The 15,639-nt window shown below is 62.6% G+C and carries 14 protein-coding genes; 4 read left to right on the forward strand and 10 right to left on the reverse strand.

Annotated elements, in window-relative coordinates; translation table 11 throughout:
• Window positions 1–152 precede the first annotated feature (152 nt).
• On the forward strand, window positions 153–1,190 hold the full coding sequence (locus M5G18_RS02310) for a patatin-like phospholipase family protein (RefSeq protein ID WP_085607182.1): 1,038 nt from the start codon (window positions 153–155) through the stop codon (window positions 1,188–1,190).
• On the opposite strand, the gene M5G18_RS02315 is transcribed toward M5G18_RS02310, so the two are convergent.
• The 6 genes from M5G18_RS02315 to kdpF form a co-directional block, all read right to left on the reverse strand.
• Window positions 1,187–1,885, reverse strand: coding sequence for a response regulator (locus tag M5G18_RS02315; protein ID WP_273898469.1), 699 nt, complete (start codon window positions 1,883–1,885; stop codon window positions 1,187–1,189). The two genes, M5G18_RS02310 and M5G18_RS02315, sit on opposite strands and share 4 nt — an antisense overlap.
• 48 nt (window positions 1,886–1,933) lie before the next feature.
• Window positions 1,934–4,585, reverse strand: coding sequence for a sensor histidine kinase (locus M5G18_RS02320; protein ID WP_007950944.1), 2,652 nt, complete (start codon window positions 4,583–4,585; stop codon window positions 1,934–1,936).
• Between the two features lie 34 nt (window positions 4,586–4,619).
• Window positions 4,620–5,165, reverse strand: a complete 546-nt coding sequence (kdpC, locus tag M5G18_RS02325; RefSeq protein WP_011335328.1) for a potassium-transporting ATPase subunit KdpC — start codon at window positions 5,163–5,165, stop codon at window positions 4,620–4,622.
• Window positions 5,166–5,525: 360 nt separating this feature from the next.
• On the reverse strand, window positions 5,526–7,583 hold the full coding sequence (gene kdpB, locus M5G18_RS02330) for a potassium-transporting ATPase subunit KdpB (RefSeq protein ID WP_273898470.1): 2,058 nt from the start codon (window positions 7,581–7,583) through the stop codon (window positions 5,526–5,528).
• A 10-nt stretch (window positions 7,584–7,593) separates the two neighbouring features.
• Window positions 7,594–9,288, reverse strand: a complete 1,695-nt coding sequence (gene kdpA / locus M5G18_RS02335) for a potassium-transporting ATPase subunit KdpA (RefSeq protein WP_039770510.1) — start codon at window positions 9,286–9,288, stop codon at window positions 7,594–7,596.
• An 8-nt stretch (window positions 9,289–9,296) separates the two neighbouring features.
• A complete protein-coding gene (gene kdpF / locus M5G18_RS02340) occupies window positions 9,297–9,386 on the reverse strand; it encodes a K(+)-transporting ATPase subunit F (RefSeq protein WP_007950940.1) in 90 nt (29 codons plus the stop codon).
• Between the two features lie 302 nt (window positions 9,387–9,688).
• Here kdpF and eat point away from each other — a divergent pair, with 302 nt between their 5' ends.
• Together eat and M5G18_RS02350 are read left to right on the forward strand one after the other, a co-directional pair.
• Window positions 9,689–11,053, forward strand: a complete 1,365-nt coding sequence (gene eat, locus M5G18_RS02345) for an ethanolamine permease (RefSeq protein WP_085607188.1) — start codon at window positions 9,689–9,691, stop codon at window positions 11,051–11,053.
• A gap of 119 nt (window positions 11,054–11,172) precedes the next feature.
• Window positions 11,173–11,340 (forward strand): DUF2897 family protein, encoded by a 168-nt coding sequence (locus M5G18_RS02350; RefSeq protein WP_007950938.1) that lies wholly within the window; start codon window positions 11,173–11,175, stop codon window positions 11,338–11,340.
• A 45-nt stretch (window positions 11,341–11,385) separates the two neighbouring features.
• Here M5G18_RS02350 and M5G18_RS02355 read toward each other — a convergent pair whose 3' ends face one another.
• Window positions 11,386–12,237: an urea carboxylase-associated family protein gene (locus M5G18_RS02355; protein WP_273898471.1), complete on the reverse strand. Its 852-nt coding sequence runs from the start codon at window positions 12,235–12,237 to the stop codon at window positions 11,386–11,388.
• Between the two features lie 175 nt (window positions 12,238–12,412).
• Here M5G18_RS02355 and M5G18_RS02360 point away from each other — a divergent pair, with 175 nt between their 5' ends.
• Window positions 12,413–12,970 carry a TetR/AcrR family transcriptional regulator gene (locus M5G18_RS02360; RefSeq protein ID WP_007950936.1) on the forward strand — a complete coding sequence of 186 codons (558 nt, stop codon included), beginning with the start codon at window positions 12,413–12,415 and terminating at the stop codon, window positions 12,968–12,970.
• On the opposite strand, the gene fabF is transcribed toward M5G18_RS02360, so the two are convergent.
• The 3 genes from fabF to M5G18_RS02375 all read right to left on the reverse strand — a co-directional run bounded on the left by fabF (window position 12,967) and on the right by M5G18_RS02375 (window position 15,621).
• Entirely contained in the window at window positions 12,967–14,241 is a 1,275-nt protein-coding gene (gene fabF, locus M5G18_RS02365) for a beta-ketoacyl-ACP synthase II (protein ID WP_273898472.1), read from the reverse strand. The two genes, M5G18_RS02360 and fabF, sit on opposite strands and share 4 nt — an antisense overlap.
• Before the next feature lie 32 nt (window positions 14,242–14,273).
• The gene (locus M5G18_RS02370) at window positions 14,274–15,068 is read right to left on the reverse strand and encodes an SDR family NAD(P)-dependent oxidoreductase (RefSeq protein ID WP_085607194.1); all 795 of its coding nucleotides are present in this window, start codon (window positions 15,066–15,068) and stop codon (window positions 14,274–14,276) included.
• 217 nt (window positions 15,069–15,285) lie between these two features.
• Window positions 15,286–15,621, reverse strand: coding sequence for a ComEA family DNA-binding protein (locus tag M5G18_RS02375; RefSeq protein ID WP_273898473.1), 336 nt, complete (start codon window positions 15,619–15,621; stop codon window positions 15,286–15,288).
• Window positions 15,622–15,639 lie beyond the last annotated feature (18 nt).

Raw genomic sequence — 15,639 nt, forward strand, 5'->3', positions numbered from 1 at the left:
TTGTGTCCCGCAATTGCACCGCACTGCAAAAGATAACGCCGACGGGTCATGAAGTATCGAAAAAACGACGCCATCGCCGCCCCGAACGACCCCGGCGATTGTCGCCCGGCCCTCGATGGGTGCATTGTGGAACCTTGCCGGGAGGAAGTCGGATGAAAAAGCGTGTCGCACTGGTGCTGGGCTCCGGTGGCGCCCGGGGCTATGCCCATATCGGGGTCATTGAAGAGATCGAACGACGGGGCTATGACATCAGTTGTATTGCCGGCTGTTCAATGGGGGCCGTGGTCGGCGGAATCTACGCCGCCGGCAAGCTCGACGAGTATCGCAACTGGATCGAAAGCCTGGATTACCTCGACGTGCTGCGGCTGGTGGACGTCAGCTTCCGCCTCGGCGCGATCCGTGGCGAAAAAGTCTTTGGCCAGATCCGCAAGATCGTCGGCGAGATCAACATCGAAGACCTGCGCATCCCCTACACGGCGGTGGCCGCCGACCTCACCAATCAACAGGAAATCTGGTTCCAGGAAGGCTGCCTGCATCAGGCGATGCGGGCCTCGGCAGCGATTCCCAGCCTGTTCACCCCGGTGATGCAAGGCAACCGGATGCTGGTGGATGGCGGCATTCTCAACCCGTTGCCGATCGTGCCGGTGGTGTCGAGCCACTGCGACCTGATCATCGCGGTCAATCTCAACTCGACCAACCAGCGCCACTACAAACTGCCGGTGATCCAGCGCCCCGCCGCGTTCCGCACGCGCTTCGACAGCCTGATCAATTCGTTGGGCTCGAAGATGCCGTTCCGCCGCAAACAGGCCGAGCAACTGCTGATGCTGGAACAGGAAGCGCTGCGTGCCGAAGCGGCGGACATCAATCCGTGGGTCGAAGGTGCCGAGCCGGAAACCCAGCAACCGGCCGCCGCCCCGGAACGCGATGGCGCGCCGAAATCAGCCACCGGCTCGTTCATCATCGATAACGTCGGACCTGCTTCATTGCTCGACCTGATCAACCAGAGTTTCGAGGTGATGCAGACCTCGCTGGCGCAGTACAAGATCGCCGGGTATCCGCCGGACATCCTGATCAACGTGCCGAAGCGGGTGTGCCGGTTCTTCGAGTTCTACAAGGCGCCGGAACTGATCGCGCTGGGTCGCGAGATTGCCCGGGATACGCTGGATCGCTACGAGAGCGAGCAGAACTAAAGGCTGCTCTCGCTCAACAAGCGATAACCGACGCCGGCCTCGGTCACGATGAATCGTGGCCGGGTCGGGTCGTCCGCCAGTTTCTGCCGCAGATGCCCGACCACGATGCGCAAGTAGTGGCTGTCCTCGGTGTGAGTCGGGCCCCAGATGTCCTTGAGCAATTGCTGCTGGGTGATTACCCTCCCCGGATGCCGCGCCAGTTGCGCCAGCACTGCGTATTCCTTGCGGGTCAGGGCGACTTCGACGCCGTCGAGCAACACCCGGCGATACGCCAGGTCCACGGTCAGCGGGCCGAAACTCAACGCGGCCTGCTGCGCTTCCCCGGCCGGTGCCTGACGCAGCAACGCACGCACCCGAGCGAGAAATTCCTGAATGCCGAACGGCTTGGTCACGTAGTCATTGGCGCCGCCATCCAGCGCCTGGACTTTCTGCCCTTCGCTGGCGCGCACCGACAGCACCAGCACCGGCGCCGTGGCCCACTCGCGAAACTCGCGCAGCACTTGCTGGCCGTCCATGTCCGGCAGGCCGAGGTCGAGCACCAGCAGATCCGGTTTGTTCAGCGCCGCCTGGGCCAAGCCCTCGGCGCCGGTGCCGGCCTCCAGCACTTTGTAGCCCTGAGAAGCGAGGCTGATGCGCAGGAACTTGCGGATCTGCGGTTCGTCATCGATGACCAAAATGGTCGCGGTCTGGCTCATGAATTCACATCAACACAAAAGAGTGGCAAGAGAGTAGCGCAGCGCGGATCAGGCTTCACCGTCCATCCCCGGTTGCGTCTGCAACGGCAGGTGCAGGGTGATGCAGGTGCCGCGTCCATCGATGCCGTCGCCGACACTGATCCGCCCGCCATGGGCACCGACCATGCCCTGACAGATCGCCAGCCCGAGGCCGGTGCCCTGCCCGCCCCGATCCCCCCGGGCGGCGGTGTAGAACATGTCGAAAATCTTCGCCCGCTCATCGACCGGAATCCCCGGCCCTTCGTCGCTGACCGAGAAAAACACTTCGCTGTCATCCGCCCCTGCGCGCAATTGCAGACGACCGTGGGACGGTGAGAAGCGGGCGGCGTTTTCCAGCACGTTCACCAGCGCCTGCTCGATCAGCGCGGCATGCACGAACAACAGCGGCAGTTCGGCTGGCACATCGGTCGCGACCTGCAATGACGACAACACCGCCCGCAGTCGATTGAGCGCACTGCCGACGATGTCCGCCGGCGACACCCAGTCCCGCGCCAGCTTCAGGGCGCCGTGGCCGAGGCGAGTCATGTCCAGCAGGTTCTGGATGTAGCGGTCGAGACGCTCGGCTTCATCGCGGGTGCCTTCGAGCAGCTCGCGGCGATCCTCCAGCGGGATCGCTTCGCCGAGCGCCAGCAGGCTGTCGATGCTGCCGCGCATCGAGGTCAGCGGCGTGCGCAGATCGTGGGACACCGAAGCCAGCAAGGCACTGCGCAGTTGTTCGGTTTCGCCGTGCAGGCGCGCGGCTTCCAGGTCATCGGCCAGTTGTGCCCGGGCCAGGGCCTGAGCCAGCGGCTGGCTCAGCGCGGTCAGCAAACGCCGGCGTTGCCCGCTCAAGGTCTGGCCTTCCTTGGCACACACACCGAGCAGCGCCAGCGGCCCGTCTTCCACCGACAGCGGCCACCACCACCAGCGCCCGAACGGCAACGTGCCGGTGCCCATGCCCGCCGGTTGATCGTGTTGCCAGGCCCAGTCTGCGGCGGCGCGCTCGGATTCCGTGAATTGCAGCGGCCCGCCGGTTTCGACTTTCCAGCCGCCCTGCCCGTCGCGATTGAGCAGGCACAGTTGCAGATCGCTCCAGCCATTGAGGTGCTGCGCGGCGGCGCTGACCACGGCCTGACGGTCGGTGGCAGCGGTAAGTTTGCGCGACAGGTCGAGCAGTTCGGTGGTCTCTTCCTGGGTATCGCGCAGCGCCTGCAATTGTCGCCGCTGACGCGCCGCGAGGTTGCCGGTGAGCGCCGCCATCAGCAGGAAGAACAGCAACGTCAGCACGTCCTCTTCGCGCTGGATGCTGAAGGAGAAATTCGGCGGAATGAACAGAAAGTCATAAGTCAGAAACGACAACGCCGCACAGGCCAGCGCCGGGCCGAGGCTGCTGCGCACCGCCACCAGCAACACCGCCGCAAGAAACACCAGCGAGATGTTCGGCAGCGGCAGCACGCTGGACACCGCCCACGCCAGCGCACTGGCCAACAGCGTGGCGACCAGCGCCAGCGCATAGTCAAACCACACCAGCGTCGGCGCTACACGCGGGCGCGGTTGATGCTGTTCCTGATCACTGTCCAGCACGTTGATTTCCAGACCATGGGCCTGACGCAGCAAACGTGCCGCCAGCCCGCCACCGAACAGGCGCCTGCGCAAGCGTGGTCGCGACTGGCCGACCAGCACCAGACTCGCCCGCCGTTCAGCCGCATGCTGAATCAGGGTTTTCGCCACTTCGCCGGCCCGCAGCAGCACCACTTCGCCGCCGAGGCGTTCGGCCAGTTGCTGGGCGCTTTGCAGACGCAGGCGCGATTGTTCATCGCGCACGCTGCCGTTATCGACATGCACCAGACTCCACGGCAAATGCCGACGCTGGGCAACCCGACTGGCGTGTCGCACCAGCCGTTCGGCCTGGGCATCGCCATCGACGCCGACCAGCAAGCGCCCTCGCACCGCCGGCGCGGCTTGGCCGAGCTGGCGATAGCCCTGAGCGAGATCGTTATCGACCTGTGCGGCAGCGGTCTGCATCGCCAGTTCGCGCAGCGCGGTGAGGTTGGTCTGGGTGAAAAATGCATCGATTGCGGCGCGCGCCTGTTCCGGCACGTAGACCTTGCCTTCGCGCAGGCGCTCAAGCAATTCGCGGGGCGGCAGGTCGATCAGCAGCAGTTCGTAGGCTTCTTGCAGCACCCAGTCCGGCAGGGTTTCGCGTACCTGCACACCGGTGATGCCGCGCACCTGATCGTTGAGACTTTCCAGGTGCTGGACGTTGACCGTGGTGTAGACGTCGATGCCGGCGGCGAGCAGTTCCTGAATGTCCTGCCAGCGTTTGGCGTGGCGACTGCCGGGGGCGTTGCTGTGGGCGAGTTCATCCACCAGCACAAGCTTCGGTTTGGCGGCGAGCAGGCCGTCGAGGTCCATTTCTTCGAGCGTCACGCCGCGATATTCCGAGCGCACCAGCGGCAGTTGCGGCAAGCCGCCGAGCAGCGCTTCGGTTTCGGCGCGGCCGTGGGTTTCGACCACGCCGGCGATGACTTTCACGCCTTGGCGCAGCTGGCTGTGGGCCGCCTGCAACATCGCGTAGGTCTTGCCCACGCCTGGCGCTGCGCCGAGGAAAACCTTGAGCCGGCCGCGTCCATCGCGGGGCAAGTCTGCTAACAGCGCGTCGGCGCGGCCGGAGTCACTCATGCTTGAAGCTCTCTCTTCCTGATGTGATCGCGATTCACAGCTTTTCCAGCGCCATGTTCAGCGCCAGTACATTCACCACTGGCGGGCCCACCAGCGGCTGTTCGATGTGCGCGTCGAGCAACTGCTGCAAGGTCGCCACCGGCAGATTGCGCGCTGCCGCAACACGCGCCAGTTGATAGGCAATCGCCGCCGGTGGCAAGTGCGGATCGAGACCGCTGCCGGAGGTGGTCAACAGCGCCAGCGGCACCGGGCCCTGGCCGGGCACCTGCAGCTTGTTGGCGTCATCGATCACCCGAGTGGCCAGCGCCGGATTGCTTGGCGAAAGGTTGCTCGCGCTGCTCGACACGGTGGCGAAGGCACCGGCCGAAGGACGCGGATGGAACCAGGCATCGCCAACAAAATCCTGAGCGATCAGCGACGAGCCGCGCACCTTGCCTTCGGCATCGCGCACCAGGCTGCCGTTGGCCTGCTCGGGGAAAGCGACCTGCGCGACGCCCGTAACTACCAGCGGATAGGCAACGCCGGTGACCAGGGTCATCAGCACCAGCAGGCTCAGGGCCGGACGTAACATTGTGGACATTTCAAAATCCTCGAATTCATTGGGCAAACTTTGGTGGGGTGTCAGGAAGATCCCTCCCCCTCACCCCAGCCCTCTCCCCCAAAGGGGGCGAGGGGGAAAGGGAGCCGATTGGGGGCTTTTCAAGACCTGAGTTCGGCTCGATATCTCAGGTCGATGTATCTTCAGAAAACACCTCGGTCAGTCCCTTTTTCTGAAGGAAAGGGAGCCGATCTTTGTGCTTTTCAAATCCTGAGTTCGGCTCGGTAATTCAGGTCGGTGTAACTCCAGAAAACACCTCGGTCAGTCCCCTCTCCCTCCGGGAGAGGGTTAGGGTGAGGGCTGGATCTCAAGCCGTGTAGAGATACAGCGAACACCTTTAACTCAAACCAGATGCAACGCCGTCAACAGCATGTCGATCGCCTTGATCCCCACGAACGGCACCAGAATCCCGCCCAGGCCATAGATCAGCAGGTTGCGTCGCAGCAACGCCGCCGCACTCGCCGCCTGCACCCGTACACCACGCAGGGCCAGCGGAATCAGCACGACGATGATCAAAGCGTTGAAGACGATGGCCGACAGGATCGCGCTCTGAGGGCTGCTCAAATGCATGATGTTCAACACCCCCAGTTGCGGGTAGATCGCAGCGAACAACGCCGGCAGGATCGCGAAGTACTTGGCCACGTCGTTGGCGATGGAAAAGGTCGTCAGCGCGCCACGGGTCACCAGCAACTCCTTGCCGATCTGCACCACATCCAGCAGCTTGGTCGGGTCGCTGTCGAGGTCGACCATGTTGGCCGCTTCGCGCGCGGCTTGCGTGCCGTCGTTCATCGCCATGCCGACGTCAGCCTGGGCCAGCGCCGGGGCATCATTGGCGCCGTCGCCACACATCGCGACCAGACGACCGTCGTTCTGCTCGTGACGGATACGGGCGAGCTTTTTCTCCGGCGTGGCCTCGGCCAGCACATCGTCGACGCCTGCTTCAGCGGCGATCGCGGCAGCGGTCAGCGGGTTGTCGCCGGTGACCATCACCGTGCGAATTCCCAGCTTGCGCAGTTCGGCGAAACGCTCGCGGATGCCCGGCTTGACCACGTCTTTGAGGTGGATCGCACCGAGCAGTTTGCCGTCGGCGCAGACCAGCAACGGGGTGCCGCCGCTCTGGGCGATCTTGTCGATTTCCCGGGACAGCGCCGGGGCCAGATCCTTGCGTTGTTGACCGAGGAAGGCCAGCAGCGAATCCACCGCGCCCTTGCGGAACACACGGCCCTGATAGTCGACACCGGACAAGCGGGTTTCAGCACTGAACGGCACGGCGGTCAGGGTTTCCAGCGCCGGTTCCGGCTGCGGATTGGTGCCGCGCAGGTACTCGACGATGGACTTGCCTTCGGCAGTTTCGTCGGCCAGCGAGGCGAACAGCGCGCCTTCCGCCAATTCACGGGCATTCACACCCGGCGCCGCATACACCGCGCTGCAACGACGGTTACCGAAAGTGATGGTGCCGGTCTTGTCCAGCAGCAACACATGCACGTCACCCGCCGCTTCCACCGCACGACCGGACTTGGCGATCACGTTCAGGCGCACCAGACGATCCATCCCGGCAATCCCGATCGCCGACAGCAGACCGCCGATGGTGGTCGGAATCAGCGTGACCAATAACGCCACCAGGAACACCAGCGGCAGGCTGCCGTTGGCGAAGTGGGCGAACGGTTGCAGGGTCACGACCACCAGCAGGAAGATCAGGGTCAGACCGATCAGCAGGATGTCCAGCGCGACTTCGTTCGGGGTCTTCTGGCGTTTGGCGCCTTCGACCAGCGCGATCATGCGGTCGAGGGTCGACTCACCGGGGTTGGCGGTGATCTTCACCAGCAACCAGTCGGACACCAGCCGGGTGTTGCCGGTGACGGCGGAGCGGTCGCCGCCGGACTCGCGAATTACCGGCGCCGATTCGCCGGTGATCGCCGCTTCGTTGACCGCCGCGATGCCTTCGATGACTTCGCCGTCACCGGGGATCATCTCCCCCGCTTCGACGCGCACCACATCGCCCTTGCGCAGGCTGGTGGCCGGTACGACCTGGAAGCTGCCGTTGGCCAGTTTGCGTCGGGCGCTGAGGCCTTCGCTGCCGGCCTTGAGGCTGTCGGCGCGGGCCTTGCCGCGACCTTCGGCGAGCGCTTCGGCGAAGTTGGCGAACAGCACGGTGAACCACAGCCACAGGGCGATTTGCGCGGCAACGAAAGTCGGCACGCTGCTGTCGGGAATGAAGCACAGCACGGTGGTCAGGATCGCCGTCAGTTCGACCACCAGCATCACCGGCGAGCGCTGCAACTGGCGCGGGTCGAGCTTGACGAACGCTTGCACCAGCGCCGGGCGCCACAGGGCGCTGATCGCGGTTTTCGCTTGTTCCGGCGCCTTGACGGCGGCGGGTTTGATTGCGGGCATATTCATCATCAGCTCCTTAGAAGCCCATGCTCAGGTGTTCAGCGATTGGGCCGAGCGCCAGGGTCGGCAAGAAGGTCAGGCCGCCCACCAGCAAAATGGTCACGGTCAACAGGGTCACGAACAGCGGGCCGTGGGTCGGGAAGCTGTTCTGGCCGATCGGTGCGGTTTTCTTCATCGCCAGGCTGCCGGCCAGGGCCAGTACCGGGAGGATGTAACCGAAGCGCCCGATCAACATGCCCAAGCCGAGCATCAGGTTGTGAAACGCGGTGTTGGCGCCGAAGCCACCGAACGCCGAACCGTTGTTGGCACTGGCCGAGGTGTAGGCGTAGAGCAGCTGACTGAAACCGTGCGGGCCGGGGTTGCTCACCGCCGCCACCGGGCCCGGCAGGCTCGCGGCAATCGCGCCGAGCACCAGTACGCCGACCGGCATCACCAGCAGGGTGACGACCAGCAGTTGCACTTCACGGGCCTGGAGTTTCTTGCCGAGGTATTCCGGAGTGCGGCCGATCATCAGGCCGGCGAGGAACACCGCGATCAGCACGTTCAGCAACATGCCGTAGAGCCCCGCGCCGACGCCGCCGAAGATCACTTCGCCGACCATCATGTTGACCAGCGCGACCATGCCGCTGAGCGGGTTGAGGCTGTCGTGCATGCCGTTGACCGAACCGTTCGACGCCGCGGTGGTGGTCACCGACCAGAGCACGGTGGCAGTGGTGCCGAAGCGCGCTTCCTTGCCTTCCAGCGGAGCGGTCTGTTCGACGGCGACGTTGTTCAAGGCAGGGTTCGGTTGATACTCGGCCCACAGCGAAGTGGCGCCGCCGATGATGAACAGCGCGAGCATGCAACCGATGATGGCGCGGCTCTGGCGCAGGTCCTTCACGTAGTGGCCGAAGGTGAACACCAGCGCCACCGGGATCAGGATGATCGACGCGACTTCGAACAGGTTGCTCCACGCGGTCGGGTTCTCGAACGGATGTGCCGAGTTGACGCCGAAGAAGCCACCGCCGTTGGTGCCCAGTTGTTTGATCGCAATCTGGCTGGCGGCAGGGCCGAGCGGGATCACCTGATCAACGCCCTGCATCGTCACAGCATTCACGTATTGCGCGAAGGTTTGCGGCACGCCCTGCCACACCAGGTACAGCGCCAGCAGCAGGCACAGTGGCAGCAAGCCGTAGAGGGTGGCGCGGGTCATGTCGACCCAGAAGTTGCCGAGGGTCTTGGTGGACTTGCGCCCGATGCCACGGCACAGCGCAACCAGCACGGCGAGGCCGGTGGCGGCGCTGACGAAGTTCTGCACGGTGAGGCCGACCATCTGGCTCAGGTAGCTGAGCGACGCTTCGCCGCTGTAGGCCTGCCAGTTGGTGTTGGTCATGAAGCTGACGGCGGTGTTGAACGCGAGGGTCCACTCCTGGCCCGGCAGGTTTTGCGGGTTCAGCGGCAGGTGATCCTGAAACAGCAGGATCGCGAACAGCAGCAGGAAACCGGCGAGGTTGAACGCCAGCAGCGCCAGCGTGTACTTCTGCCAGCTCTGTTCATCCTGCGGATTGACCCCGGCGATGCGGTAACAGCCGCGTTCGACCGGGCCGAGAATCGGCGTCAGCCAGGTGCGCTGACCTTCCATTACCTTGTAGTAGAAGCGCCCGAGGAACGGCGCCGGCAGCAAGACCACCGCGAAGAATGCGAGGATCAGCCAATAGTCATAACTGTGCATAGCCGCTCCTAAGTCCGATCCGCGCGCAACAGCGCAACCAACAGATAAATGAACAGCCCCACTGCCAGCAGCAGTGACACCCCGTCCAGAACGCTCATGGAAGATCTCCGTGTTACGGCGTATTGCCGCGTGTGGAGGCATTGTCGGAAAGGAGGCTGTAAAGGAACGAGAGCGAGGGTGTGTGCGGGGCATAAAGAAAGCGTAAAGAGTGGGTTTATGCCTTCTTTACGACGGCGTTCGGCGGGCGGCGCACCTGACTGGCGCACGCAAATAAGGCTATCGAGCCGCGAACATCCCCGATACGACAGCTTTCAGCCCTTTACGACCCGCCAATACAAAATGGCACGCCCACTGCACACGCCCTTCCCCGAGCTTTCCAAACCGTTCAGGGAGCAAACGCATGAACACACAACTCAAACCCACGCTGGGCACGTTGCACCTGTGGGGCATTGCGGTGGGGCTGGTGATTTCCGGGGAGTATTTCGGCTGGAGTTATGGCTGGGGCGTCGCGGGAACACTGGGTTTCCTGGTGACCTCGTTCATGGTCGCGACCATGTACACCTGCTTCATCTTCAGCTTCACCGAACTGACCACGGCGATCCCCCACGCGGGCGGGCCGTTTGCCTACAGTCGCCGCGCCTTCGGTGAAAAAGGCGGATTGATCGCCGGCCTGGCGACGCTGATCGAATTCGTCTTCGCTCCGCCGGCAATTGCCTTGGCGATTGGCGCGTACCTGAACGTGCAGTTTCCGGCGCTCGATCCGAAACACGCGGCGGTCGGTGCGTACATCGTCTTCATGGGTCTGAACATTCTCGGTGTGAAACTGGCCGCGACCTTCGAGTTGATCGTCTGCGTCCTGGCCGTCGCCGAGTTGCTGGTGTTCATGGGCGTGGTCGCGCCAGCCTTCAGCTTCAGCAACTTCGCGCTCAATGGCTGGGCCGGCTCGGATATATTCGGTGCTCCGGCGATTGCCGGGATGTTCGCGGCGATTCCGTTCGCGATCTGGTTCTTCCTCGCCATCGAAGGCGCAGCCATGGCGGCCGAAGAAGCCAAGGATCCGAAACGCACGATTCCCAAGGCCTACATCAGCGGCATTCTGACCCTGGTGTTGCTGGCCATGGGCGTGATGTTCTTCGCCGGTGGCGTCGGTGACTGGCGCACCCTGTCGAACATCAACGACCCGCTGCCTCAGGCAATGAAAACCGTGGTCGGCGACAATTCCGGCTGGCTGCACATGCTGGTGTGGATCGGCCTGTTCGGGCTGGTAGCGAGTTTCCACGGGATCATTCTTGGCTACTCGCGGCAGTTCTTCGCCCTCGCGCGTGCCGGTTACCTGCCCGCCTCGCTGGCGAAACTGTCGCGCTTCCAGACCCCGCACCGCGCCATCATCGCCGGCGGCGTGATCGGTATCGCGGCGATCTACAGTGACGGCCTGATCAATCTCGGCGGCATGACCCTCACCGCCGCGATGATCACCATGGCGGTGTTCGGAGCGATCGTGATGTACATCATGAGCATGCTCAGCCTGTTCAAACTGCGCAAATCCGAACCGAATCTGGAACGCACCTTCCGCGCGCCGTGCTATCCGCTGATTCCGCTGATTGCATTGGTGCTGGCCGTGGTGTGCCTGGTGGCAATGGCTTGGTTCAATGCGCTGATCGGGCTGATCTTCCTCGGCTTCATGGCGGTCGGTTTCGGCTACTTCCTGCTGACCGGCCAGTTGCGCGCCAACGCCCCGGCAGATGCCATGCTCACCGGACTGTAAACCGCGACGGGCATAACCGGCCTAGAATGGAACCACTGCGAATGCACTTCGCTCAAAGTGGTATGCAGCGTTGCACGGCGAAACCCTCGCCCGTCGACCTGCCTTTAAGGAGAGCCGTTATGCCCTGGTATGCCTGGTTGATTCTGGTCGTTGCAATCGGCTCGATCGTCGGCGGTCTGATGATGTTGCGTGACACCGCCAACAAGGTCGAACTGACCGATGAACAACGCAAGCGCGTCGCTGAACGCAATGCCGAAGCGGACATCAAGGACGCGCAGGACCGCTGAACGAAAAACCCCGCCTGAATCGGCGGGGTTTGTTTTTTGTGGCGATTACTGTTCCCAGTCGGCCTTGGCGATGTGCAAGCCATGCAGGCCTTTGTACGCCGCACGTTCCGGCTGGCTCCAGCCTTCGAGCAATTCATCGTCCAGACGATAGATTTCCACACCGAGCGGGCGGCACACGGTCAGCGGATCCTGCGCATCCGGCCCCCACATCGCCAATGACAGATCACCACCCGGGCAGGTCGACAACGCACACAGCAAGTCGATTTCGGCGAAGAACTCCAGGTAATCGCCCTTCTGCGCCGGGCAGGCCTTCATGAAATACAGGTCATCGTGATTCAGGCCGGTGCACTGAAAAATGTTCAACACATCATGCACATCGAACTCGGTCAGGCCATGGGGCAACACGGCGCGGGTCAGGTTGGAATGGCAGTGATGATGAAAATCCTCGCCAGTGAGCATTTTGTTCACATAGGGATCGCAGCGCGTGCCGAGCAAATCGTGCAGGCGCCCGCCGTGCTCATCGATGCCATAGTCGGCCAGGCTGTCATCGGTGATGGTCACCAGCGGACGCAGAAAAGGCAGGTTCGACCAGAGACGGTCATGGGTGCTGACATGCGCACCCTGCAGTTGCCGGGTGCGTGCCGCCCACATCCGTTCGCGCGGATCGTGTGCGTTCCACACATTGAAATCGCCCACCTGGGGCCCGACCGGTGTGGTGACACGAAACACATGCCCTGCCGGAACATGCCAGGCGCGACCGGTGCGGATCGGCACTTCGAATTGTTCGATCAGCGTGCGCCCGTCCTTGCGGTCGCGAATCCGTTCGTAGAAAGGTGTATTGACCTGTAACGCCGAGCCTTTGCTGACCTGATAGGCGGCCGGGTAGTCTTTGTACATGATTCTCCTGCTCCTCAAGTGATGGCAACTTTGCAAGCTGCAACCACTATCCGTGCCAACCGTGGATGGCTGTTACGAACATGTCGGAGTCACCGGCCGTTTATTTAGAAGTAGAAGTACAGTCACCATTCAATTTGCATTGGTTAAGATGGCGATCTTGTTGCGGAGAGTTTAAATGCGTTACTCGCAGGATCATAAAGCCCAGACCCATCAGCGCATTATCAAGGAAGCGTCCGAGCGGTTTCGCAAGGACGGCATTGGTGCGACCGGTCTGCAACCTTTGATGAAGGCGCTGGGCCTGACCCATGGCGGCTTTTATTCGCATTTCAAATCGAAGGACGAGCTGGTTGAAAAAGCCCTGCAAGCGGCTGGCGATCAGGTTGCGGGCTTGTGCGAGGAGCTGTTCGCCCAGGAAAAACCACTGGAAGCCTTCATCGATACGTACCTCTCCGAATGGCACCAGACTTCTCCTCATGAAGGTTGCCCGCTGCTGACCATTTCGTCGGAACTTGGACTGCGCGGCCAGCCGAGTCCGACCAGCGATGAAGTGCTCAAGGCTCGTCTGGACCAGATCGAAGGCACCCTTGAAGGCGAGAACGCCGCCGAGCGCAGCATCGTCATCATGGCGACGCTGGCCGGGGCGCTCCTGCTGTCACGCAGTGTCGCGGATCCTGAATTTGCGCAGCAGATCCTCGACGTCACCCGCGAACACCTCAAGCGCTCGGAAGACTAAGCCTGCCAGCGCTTGAACAGCACGCTGGCATTGACCCCGCCGAAACCGAACCCGTTGGACAACGCATACTCGATCGGCATCGACCGCGCCTGACCGTGGACGATGTCCACGCCTTCGCTGGCCGGATCGGAATTTTCCAGGTTGAGGGTTGGCGGAACGATTTGATCGCGAATCGCCAACAACGTGAAGATCGCTTCCAGACCTCCCGCAGCGCCGAGCAGGTGGCCGGTTGCGGATTTGGTCGAGGTCACGGCGATTGCGTTTTGCGCGCCAAACACAGACTTGATCGCCGCCAGTTCACCGAGGTCGCCCACCGGAGTGGAAGTCGCATGCGCGTTTAGATGCTGTACCTGATCCGGCGTGATACCAGCCTGGTTCAGCGCCAGTTGCATTGCGCGCCTTGCACCGCTGCCGTCTTCCGGCCCGGCGGTCAGGTGATAGGCGTCGGCGCTGGTGCCGTAGCCGACCAGTTCGACCAACGGCTGCGCGCCGCGCGCCAGTGCGTGCTCCAGCGACTCGATCACCAACAGTCCGGCGCCTTCGCCCATCACAAAACCGTCACGTCCGCTGTCGAACGGACGCGAGGCGCGCTCAGGTGTGTCGTTGTAGCCACTGGACAAAGCCCGCGCCGCCGCGAAGCCGGCGAGGCTGACTCGATCAATTGATGCCTCGGCACCGCCGCACACCGCGATGTCAGCCTCACCGGCACGAATCAATCGAGCGGCGTCACCGATCGCCTGCACACCGGCGGCACACGCGGTGACCGGCGCACCGAGCGGGCCCTTCAGACCATGCTGGATCGAGACATGCCCCGCCGCCAGGTTGACCAGAAACGAGGGAATGGTGAACGGCGACAAGCGTCGCGGGCCTCGGCTGTCGGTGGTGCGCACCGCATCGGCAATCGCACCGAAGCCGCCGACACCGGAGCCGATGATGGTCGCGGTGCGCTCCTGAGCATGGGGCTCGATCGGGTGCCAGCCGGCCTGTTCAAGCGCCTGCCGTGCAGCCTCCATCGCGAACAGAATGAAACGATCCATTTTCTTCTGTTCTTTGGGCGGCGTGGCGCGATCCGGATCGAAACCCGCTTCGGCGTCCTCCTCCATTGTCGGCACCACGCCACCGACCCGGGTCGGTAGATCGGCAATTACCGCTTCCGGCAGGTTTCGCAATCCCGAACGCCCGGCCAGCAAGCGCTGCCAGACGACTTCGACGCCGCTTCCCAAGGGCGATACCAGGCCCATACCCGTGACAACTACTCGACGCTGATCCATATCGGGTTGACCTCTCGTGACTCAAAAGTCTTTTACTTGTAACGGCTGGCCGCCGAACTGTGGGACAGGTTGGGCGCCATCACATGACGGGCGGCGACGAAGGCTTGCCACTCGCCTGCATCGGGCAGCGAAGGAATCGTGACCAGTTCGCCCTGATCCAGACCAGACAGTGCGGCATCGACCATCTCGCCGGCTTCCATGACCATTTCCGCCGGAATGCCGCTGGCATCGAAACCGGAGCGCTCCCAGATTTCGGTGCGGGTCACACCGGGCAATACCGCCTGCACCTTGACCCCGGTGCCTTCCAGTTCGGTATTGAGCGATTGGGTCAGGCTCAGAACGTAAGCCTTGCTGGCGCTGTAGGTAGCATTGAAACGCTCGGGGAACAACGCGACCACCGACGCAATGTTGATGATCGTGCCGCGCCCGGCGCGGGTGAACGCCGAGGCGGCTGCGGCTGCCAGCCGGGTCAGCGTGGTGACGTTCAATTGGATCAGTTGCTCCAGCACCTCGGGATCGGCGTTGGCCAGCAAGCCATTGACTGCCACCCCCGCATTGTTGACCAGCAGGCTGATGCTGGAATCGCTGCGCAGACGTTGTTCAAGCTTGAGCACTTCATCCTTTTGCGTCAGGTCGGCCTTCAGCACTTCGACCTGAACGCCGTGCGCGTCCCGCAGTTTGCTGGCCGCGGACTCCAGACGCTCCTGATCGCGAGCCACCAGCAACAGATCAAAACCACGTGCCGCCAATCGCTCGGCATACACGGCACCGATGCCGGAAGAAGCGCCAGTGACCAGCGCCGTGCCTTGGGATTTCGGGGAATTCATGACGATACTCCTGGAATGCGTGAAGAATGAGCGACCGCTGAAAAGCAGAGGGCTTCAGTGGCGACTGAAATTATTATAGGCATAATCTCAAACCAATATGATAGCCGTAATTTTCTATTTTCCGACGGAAAGGCTGTCGCCCTCCTGCGACGCTTGAAGAAGGCGGGAAGCAAAAAGGGCCGGTCAATGACCGGCCCCTTGGCGTTGAACAATCAGCTTAGTTCACTTCCAGCTTGTCGCGATTGCGATCCAGAATCGCCTTGCCGATGCCTTTCACTTCCAGCAATTCATCCACGGATGCAAACGGCCCGTTTGTTTCACGATAAGCAACAATCGCTTTCGCCTTGGCCTCGCCCACACCTGCCAACTCCTTTTGCAGAGTGGCCGCGTCGGCACCGTTCAGATCGACCTTTTGATTTTCAGAAGTGGCTGACGCGCCCATCACCACGGGTGCCTTGTTCGCTTCGGGAGAAGCCAAAGGCGCAGCAATGGCGGCAATCGAGGCGCTGGTCAGCAAGGCAAAAATCAGGGAGTAGAAATATCCGGTACGCATAAGTGACGCTCCATCATC

It is taken from the genome of Pseudomonas aphyarum (genome assembly GCF_028657055.1).
Lineage (GTDB): Bacteria > Pseudomonadota > Gammaproteobacteria > Pseudomonadales > Pseudomonadaceae > Aquipseudomonas > Aquipseudomonas aphyarum.